This window comes from Actinomadura logoneensis (assembly GCF_003428695.1).
Taxonomy (GTDB): domain Bacteria; phylum Actinomycetota; class Actinomycetes; order Streptosporangiales; family Streptosporangiaceae; genus Spirillospora; species Spirillospora logoneensis.
In genome coordinates this window covers 1-7,048 of record NZ_QURH01000914.1, presented here as the reverse complement: position 1 = coordinate 7,048, position 7,048 = coordinate 1, and the positions used below count along the sequence as shown (strand labels likewise).

Annotated in this window: 7 protein-coding genes; 2 read left to right on the top strand and 5 right to left on the bottom strand. The window is 72.4% G+C overall.

Annotation, left to right across the window (positions count from 1 at the left end):
- Positions 1–78: 78 nt before the first annotated feature.
- The 4 genes from DZF91_RS30845 to DZF91_RS30830 all read right to left on the bottom strand — a co-directional run bounded on the left by DZF91_RS30845 (position 79) and on the right by DZF91_RS30830 (position 4,905).
- Positions 79–795 (bottom strand): helix-turn-helix transcriptional regulator, encoded by a 717-nt coding sequence (locus tag DZF91_RS30845; RefSeq protein ID WP_117360600.1) that lies wholly within the window; start codon positions 793–795, stop codon positions 79–81.
- A 245-nt stretch (positions 796–1,040) separates the two neighbouring features.
- A complete protein-coding gene (locus tag DZF91_RS30840; RefSeq protein ID WP_147341470.1) occupies positions 1,041–1,604 on the bottom strand; it encodes a hypothetical protein in 564 nt (187 codons plus the stop codon).
- A 176-nt stretch (positions 1,605–1,780) separates the two neighbouring features.
- Positions 1,781–4,246 (bottom strand): ATP-binding cassette domain-containing protein, encoded by a 2,466-nt coding sequence (locus DZF91_RS30835; protein ID WP_117360598.1) that lies wholly within the window; start codon positions 4,244–4,246, stop codon positions 1,781–1,783.
- A gap of 152 nt (positions 4,247–4,398) precedes the next feature.
- Positions 4,399–4,905 (bottom strand): Lrp/AsnC family transcriptional regulator, encoded by a 507-nt coding sequence (locus DZF91_RS30830; RefSeq protein ID WP_117360597.1) that lies wholly within the window; start codon positions 4,903–4,905, stop codon positions 4,399–4,401.
- Positions 4,906–4,999: 94 nt separating this feature from the next.
- Here DZF91_RS30830 and DZF91_RS30825 point away from each other — a divergent pair, with 94 nt between their 5' ends.
- Together DZF91_RS30825 and DZF91_RS30820 are read left to right on the top strand one after the other, a co-directional pair.
- Positions 5,000–5,842: an LLM class flavin-dependent oxidoreductase gene (locus tag DZF91_RS30825; RefSeq protein ID WP_117360596.1), complete on the top strand. Its 843-nt coding sequence runs from the start codon at positions 5,000–5,002 to the stop codon at positions 5,840–5,842.
- A complete protein-coding gene (locus tag DZF91_RS30820) occupies positions 5,839–6,264 on the top strand; it encodes a nucleoside deaminase (protein ID WP_117360595.1) in 426 nt (141 codons plus the stop codon). The genes DZF91_RS30825 and DZF91_RS30820 overlap by 4 nt, the downstream gene beginning before the upstream one ends.
- 4 nt (positions 6,265–6,268) lie before the next feature.
- Here DZF91_RS30820 and DZF91_RS30815 read toward each other — a convergent pair.
- A partial coding sequence (locus tag DZF91_RS30815) for an NAD(P)/FAD-dependent oxidoreductase (protein ID WP_147341469.1) occupies positions 6,269–7,048 on the bottom strand: 780 nt, incomplete at its 5' end.

Below are 7,048 nucleotides of genomic sequence, written 5' to 3'. Positions count from 1 at the left end.
TCTGGCACAACCACCGCACCGGACAACCCACCACACGATCACTGATCGCCTACGACCACTAACTTCGGAACTACTCGTCTAGGTCGCGCCGGCGGCGGTCAGCTTCCCGCGCAGGGCCGAGGGGCATTCGCCGAGGTGGTTGCGGATCGTCCGGGTCAGGTGGGAGTGGTCGGTGAACCCGTGGGCGGCGGCGAGGTCGGCGAGGGCGGTGTCCGGGCCCTGGGCGAGGTCCTCCAGTACCGCCCGCACCCGCAGGTCGTTGCGGTACGCGGTGATCGTGCGGCCGGTGACGCGGCGGAAGACCCTGCTCAGGTGGTGGGGCGAGGAGCCGACCAGGCCGGCGAGCTCGTCCAGGCCCGTCGTCAGATGGCCCGAGTTGAGCGCCTCCTGCACCCTCGACACCAGGCGGTGGTGCTGGGCGCGCGTCGCCGCCGACACGGTGGCGTCGCCGGTTCCCACGGGCGGCTGGGCCAGCAGGACGTCCAGGAGGGTGTGGAGGCGTTCTTCGATCTCCAGCCGGTCCGCACCCGCGTGGCAGGCGCCGAGCAGTTCCCGGTGCCGCAGTCCGACGGCCGCGCTCACCGGGAACGCCCAGTCGCCGTCGCGCCTGCGGGCCAGGACGCCCGCGTGCTCGTCGAAGGCGTCCGGCGTGAAGATGATCGCGGTGAAGATGTAGTTGTTGTCGACGGGTGAGGCGAACCGCTCCTGCGTTCCGGCGAGGTTGACGTAGCCGGTGGCGGGGTCCAGGAACGATCGCCGGCCTTTCGCCTCACGCAGGAAGCCGCCCCGGTGCATCAAGAAGATTCCGTCGTTCTCGTCGACGGCCGGCTCGTCCCACCCGGACGGCTCGTCACCGTGGTTGGCTAGCTGGTCGACCCGAAGGCCACGGGAAGATGCCGGAAGCAGACACCTGATCATGGCGGCCACTATCGCGTGGCCCCGCCCCACAGGGAAGAGCGCGCCCCGCAGGCCCCGGCGTGCTGCGGGGCGCCCCCTCCCCGGGCGACCTCACCGGGGACCGCGGCGCGCTCGGGAAACGCTCAGTTGCGGACTTCCTTGTACTCCACGTACTTGGAGTAGGGGGCGGTCACCACGAAGCTCTTGTACCGCCCCGTCGCGCAGTTGCTCCAGGTGTAGGAGGTGTACCCGTACACCTTGAGCTTGCGGAACCCGCGCGTCACCACCAGCGTCCGGTGCGCCTTGACCGGGACGGTGTCGCTGACCGACTTGGTGATGCTGCTCTGCTTCTCCAGGCCCCCGCCGACCTTGATGTTCACCTCGGAGAACACCCACGCCTTGAAGGACACCGACCCTTCGACGGTGACGTTCCACTTGGTCTGCGACTGGCGGGTGAGGCTGTAGGTGCGCTGGACGGTCCGGGACGTGCGGTTGATGAGCTCGTCCCGCTCGCCGGTCGACTGCTTGTACTTGACCTTGCGCTGGACATGGACCGACCAGCCGGGGTCGCAGTACGGGCCCGCCGCCCGGACGGTGCCGCCCGCATCGCCGGGCACGGTGCCGGCGGACGCCGGGACGGCGGCGGCGAAGGCCGTTCCCACCCCCAGGGCGGCGGTGAGGACGGTTCTCGACAGGGTCACTCGCATGGTTCTCCCTACCTCGGCGCGCGACCGGGAGCCGATCGCGTCCGGTTCAGGATGGCGGCGGGGCGCCGCGTGCGGCTTGTACTTTCATGCTCGGTCCGGCGCGCCCGGCCGGCCTGGGGGAGGCCGGCCGGGAACCGTGCAGGTCAGGCGCCGGGGCAGGTCAGGCGCCGAGCGCGTCAGGCGCCGACGTAGTCGGCCAGGTGCCGGCCGGTGAGGGTGGAGCGGGCGGCGACCAGGTCGGCGGGGGTGCCCTCGAAGACGACGCGGCCGCCGTCGTGGCCCGCGCCGGGGCCGAGGTCGATGATCCAGTCGGCGTGCGCCATGACGGCCTGGTGGTGCTCGATGACGATGACCGACTTGCCGGAGTCGACCAGCCGGTCGAGCAGGCCGAGGAGCTGCTCGACGTCGGCGAGGTGCAGGCCGGTGGTCGGCTCGTCCAGGACGTAGACGCCGCCCTTGTCGCCCATGTGGGTGGCGAGCTTGAGCCGCTGCCGCTCGCCGCCCGACAGCGTGGTCAGCGGCTGGCCGATGGTGAGGTAGCCGAGGCCGACGTCCGACAGCCGGCGCAGGATGGCGTGCGCGGCGGGGATGCGGGCGTCGCCGGAGCCGAAGAACTCCTCGGCCTCGGTCACCGGCATCGCCAGCACCTCGCTGATGTCGCGTCCGCCGAGCCGGTACTCCAGCACCGACGCCTGGAAGCGCCTGCCCTCGCACTCCTCGCAGACGGTCGCGACGCCCGCCATCATCGCCAGGTCGGTGTAGACGACGCCCGCGCCGTTGCAGGTGGGGCAGGCGCCCTCGGAGTTGGCCGAGAACAGCGCGGGCTTGACGCCGTTGGCCTTGGCGAACGCCTTGCGGATCGGCTCCAGCAGGCCGGTGTAGGTGGCGGGGTTGCTGCGCCGCGAGCCGCGGATCGCGGTCTGGTCGACCGACACCACGCCCGCGTCGGCCGGGATCGAGCCGTGCACCAGGGAGCTCTTGCCGGAGCCCGCGACGCCGGTGACCACGGTCAGCACCCCGAGCGGGATGTCGACGTCGACGTCCTTGAGGTTGTGGGTGTTCGCGCCGCGGATCTCCAGCGCGCCGGTGGGCTTGCGGACGGTGTCCTTGAGGGCGGCGCGGTCGTCCAGGTGGCGTCCGGTGACGGTGTCGCTGGCGCGCAGCCCCTCGACGGTGCCCTCGAAGCAGACGGTGCCGCCGGCGGCGCCCGCGCCGGGGCCGAGGTCCACGACGTGGTCGGCGATCGCGATCGTCTCCGGCTTGTGCTCGACGACCAGGACGGTGTTGCCCTTGTCGCGCAGCCGCAGCAGCAGGTCGTTCATCCGCTGGATGTCGTGCGGGTGCAGGCCGATGCTGGGCTCGTCGAAGACGTAGGTGACGTCGGTGAGCGAGGAGCCGAGGTGGCGGATCATCTTGACGCGCTGCGCCTCGCCGCCCGACAGGGTGCCCGCGGGACGGTCCAGGGACAGGTAGCCGAGGCCGATCTCCACGAACGAGTCGAGGGTGTGCCCGAGCGAGCCCAGCAGGGGCGCGACCGACGGCTCGTTGAGGCCGCGGACCCAGGCGGCCAGGTCGCTGATCTGCATCGCGCACGCGTCGGCGATGCTGATCCCGGCGATCTTCGAGGAGCGGGCGGGCGCGGCGAGCCGGGTGCCGTCGCACTCGGGGCAGGTGGTGAAGGTGACGGCCCGGTCGACGAACTCGCGGATGTGCGGCTGCATGCCCTCCTTGTCCTTGGCGAGCATCGACTTCTGGATGCGCGGCACCAGACCCTCGTAGGTCATGTTGATGCCCTCGATCTTCATCCGCGTCGGCTCGCGGTACAGGAAGTCGTGCAGCTCCTTCTTGGTGAACCGGCTGATCGGCTTGTCCGGGTCGAAGAAGCCGGACGAGGCGTAGAGCCGGTGGTTCCAGCCGCCCGCCTTGTAGCCGGGGACGGTCATCGCGCCCTCGGACAGCGACTTGGTCTCGTCGAACAGCTGGGTGAGGTCCAGGTCGGTGACGCTGCCGCGGCCCTCGCAGCGGGGGCACATGCCGCCGGTGATGGCGAAGCTGCGCTTCTCCTTGACGGTCTTGCCGCCGCGTTCGACGGTGACCGCGCCGGCGCCGCTGACCGACGGGACGTTGAACGAGAACGCCTGCGGCGAGCCGATGTGCGGCTTCCCGAGGCGGCTGAACAGGATCCGCAGCATCGCGTTGGCGTCGGTGGCGGTGCCGACGGTCGAGCGCGGGTCGGCGCCCATCCGCTGCTGGTCGACGATGATCGCGGTGGTCAGGCCCTCCAGGACGTCCACGTCGGGCCGCGCCAGCGTCGGCATGAAGCCCTGCACGAACGCGCTGTAGGTCTCGTTGATGAGCCGCTGCGACTCGGCCGCGACGGTGCTGAACACCAGGGAGCTCTTGCCCGAGCCGGACACGCCGGTGAACACGGTGAGCCGCCGCTTGGGCAGCTCGACGTCGATGTTCTTCAGGTTGTTCTCACGGGCTCCGAGCACCCGGATCAGCTCGTGGCTGTCGGCCGCGTGCGTGGGCCCGGACGCCTGCCCGGACGCCTGCCCGGAAGCCTGCCCGGAAGCGAGCCTGGACGCCCGCTGGGACGCCTGGTCGGACGGCCGGGTGTCCGGCTCGGTGGCCTTGCTCATGGTGTCTCCGTCGAGTCGGGTGGGGCCGCGACGCTGGTCACCCGTCCAGCCTGCGGCGACGGCGGGGGAGCGGTACCCGCGGCCCGCGCCGCGGGATGCTCCCGCGGCCGTCGCCGCACAGGGTGGTACTGCGGCCTCGTAGGCGGAAAACGCTACCGTTCGGCACCGACAGTTTCTTCGGACCCCTCCGTGGCCGACCCGGCGGCTTCCGCGATGTCGGCCGGCAGGCCGCGGTAGGTGAGCGGTTCGCTGTAGACGAGGTTGGTGGTCGTCGAGCCCAGTTCGAGCAGTTCGTCGACGACCTGCTCCAGGTGGCCCATCGAGGTCGCCGCGATCTTCAGGACGTAGCAGTCCTCGCCGGTGGTGCGCAGGCACTCCAGGATCTCGCCGCGCCTCCGCAGCAGATCGTGCAGCGGTCCGTGCCGGTTGCCCGGGTACTTCAGCCGGACGACCGCGAGCACCGGCAGCCCGGCCTTGGCCAGGTCCACCCGGGCGTGGTAGCCGCTGATCACGCCCCTCTCCTCCAGCCGGCGGACCCGCTCGGTCGTGGCGGACGCGCTGAGGCTCACCCTCCGGCCCAGTTCGGTGAGCGGAACACGGCCGTCCCGTTGCAGCTCCGCGAGGATAGCCCGGTCGGTCGCGTCGAGATTCTCGGTCACCGCGGCAAAATACCGTCAGATCCACGGCCCGGCGCGCCTCATACCGTGAGGATCGCCTTCAATCGGCGCGCACTGCCTGGATAGCGTTCTCCCCGTGATTCTGGGAGTGAACGTTCCGAACTTCGGGCCGGGGGCGGAACCCGACCGGCTGGCCGCCTGGGCGCAGACCGTCGAGGGCCTGGGTTTCGACCTGCTGATGGTCTCCGACCACGTCGCCATCACGCCGGACGTGGCCGAGCGGTACCCCGCGCCGTTCTACGAGCCGTTCACCGCCCTCGCGTGGCTCGCGGGCATCACCCGCCGGGTCCGTCTGGGCACGACCGTCCTCGTCGCGCCGTACCGGCATCCGCTGCTGGTCGCCCGGATGGCCGCCAACCTCGACCGGCTCAGCGGCGGACGGTTCGTCCTCGGCGTGGGGACGGGCTGGGCGCGGCAAGAGTTCGAGGCGCTCGGCGTCCCGTTCGAGCGGCGCGGCAGGCTCACCGACGACCTGCTCCGGGACGTGCGCGCCGCCTGGCGGGACACCGGCGACTACCAGAGCGGTGAGGTCCCGGTCTGGGTGGGCGGGCACAGCGATGCCGCGATGCGACGGGCCGCCCTGTTCGGCGACGCGTGGCACCCGCTGCGCGTCACGCTGCCCTGGCTGGAGGAGGCGGTGGAACGCCTCGCCCGGATCGCCGGGCGCGAGGGCCGCCCGGTCCCGGCCCTCGCGCCCCGCATCGCGCTGCGCCTCACCTCCGAGCCGCCGGGCGGCGAACGCCTCGCGGGCGAGGGGACCCTCGACCAGGTCCTCGCCGACCTGCACCGGCTGCGGGAGATGGGCGCGCGGAGCGTCGTGCTCGACCCCGTCCTCGCCCATCCCGACGAGACCCTGCGTCCGGAGAACGCCTGGCGGGATCTGGCCGCCGTGGCCGCCCGCAGAGAGGAACTGACGTGACACCCCTCGAGGAACGCCTGCTGCGCCGGGCCGTCGAGATCGCCGTCCGGGCCCGCGCGGACGGGTACGCGCCCTACGGCTCGCTGCTCGCCGGACCCGACGGCGTCGTCCTGGCCGAGGCCCACAACACCGTGCGCGCCGACCGGGACATCAGCGCCCATCCCGAGCTGAAGCTGGCCCGGTGGGCGGCCCGCGAACTCGACGCGGCCACCGCCGCCGCGACGACCATGTTCACCAGCTGCCAGCCGTGCGGCATGTGCACGGGCGCGATCGACCGCTCGGGACTGGGCCGCGTGCTGTACGCGCTGTCCAGCGAGCAGCACGACGCGCTGACCCCCGGGGGCGGATGGCCGTCCGTCCGGCAGGACGGCCCCGCCCTCTACGAGGAGGCGCGCACCGCGGTCGACGGCTACTACACCTGACGCGTCACAGGCCGTGCCCGCGGTCGCCCAGGACCGTCGCGGCGACCAGGGCCTCGACGGCCGCGCCGAACTCCGCCGCGTTCCGCGCGGTGGTGCGTTCGCGGTCGACGGCCCGCCGGACGTCCTCCTCCACCAGGTCGGCGTTGAGCGCCATGGCCGCCGCCGACCCCTGCGCCGCCGCCATGATCACCTGGCCGAAGGGCTGCACGACGTTGCCCGCCGCGGACACGCCGGGGACGCTGGTCCGGCCCATGGCGTCCGTCCGCACCAGGCCGTTCTCGCGGGCGCAGCCGAGGCCGGTGAGCAGCCCGTCCAGGGGGACCAGGTCACTCTGGACGAACAGCGCGGCGCGCTCCACCACGCGCCCGTCGGCCAGCTCGACGCCGCGGATCCCGCGCTCGTCGGCCGCGATCCGCTTGGCCGGGCCCTCCACGAGGGTGATGCCGCCGGCGACGAGGCGCTCGCGGTCGCCGGGGGAGAACTCCTGGTCGTGCGGGAACATGGCGACGTCCGGCGACCACTGCCGGACGAGCAGCGCCTGGTGGACGGCCATCGGACCCGTCGCGAGCACACCGAGCGGCCGGTCGCGGACCTCGTAGCCGTGGCAGTAGGGGCAGTGCAGGACGTCCTTGCCCCAGCGTTCCCGCAGGCCCGGCAGGTCGGGCAGCCCGTCCCGCACGCCGGTCGCCACCAGGACGCGACGGGTGCGCAGGGTCGCGCCGCCGTCGAGCCGGACGGTGAAGAGCGGGTCCGGGCCGTCCGCGCGGACGATCTCGTCCGCGCG

What these genes read in the sequence shown, in the direction of transcription:
- DZF91_RS30845 (WP_117360600.1), bottom strand. Translation starts at nt 795, where the DNA reads ATGCACCGGGGCGGCTTCCTGCGTGAGGCGAAAGGCCGGCGATCGTTC.
- DZF91_RS30840 (WP_147341470.1), bottom strand. Translation starts at nt 1,604, where the DNA reads ATGCGAGTGACCCTGTCGAGAACCGTCCTCACCGCCGCCCTGGGGGTG.
- DZF91_RS30835 (WP_117360598.1), bottom strand. Translation starts at nt 4,246, where the DNA reads ATGAGCAAGGCCACCGAGCCGGACACCCGGCCGTCCGACCAGGCGTCC.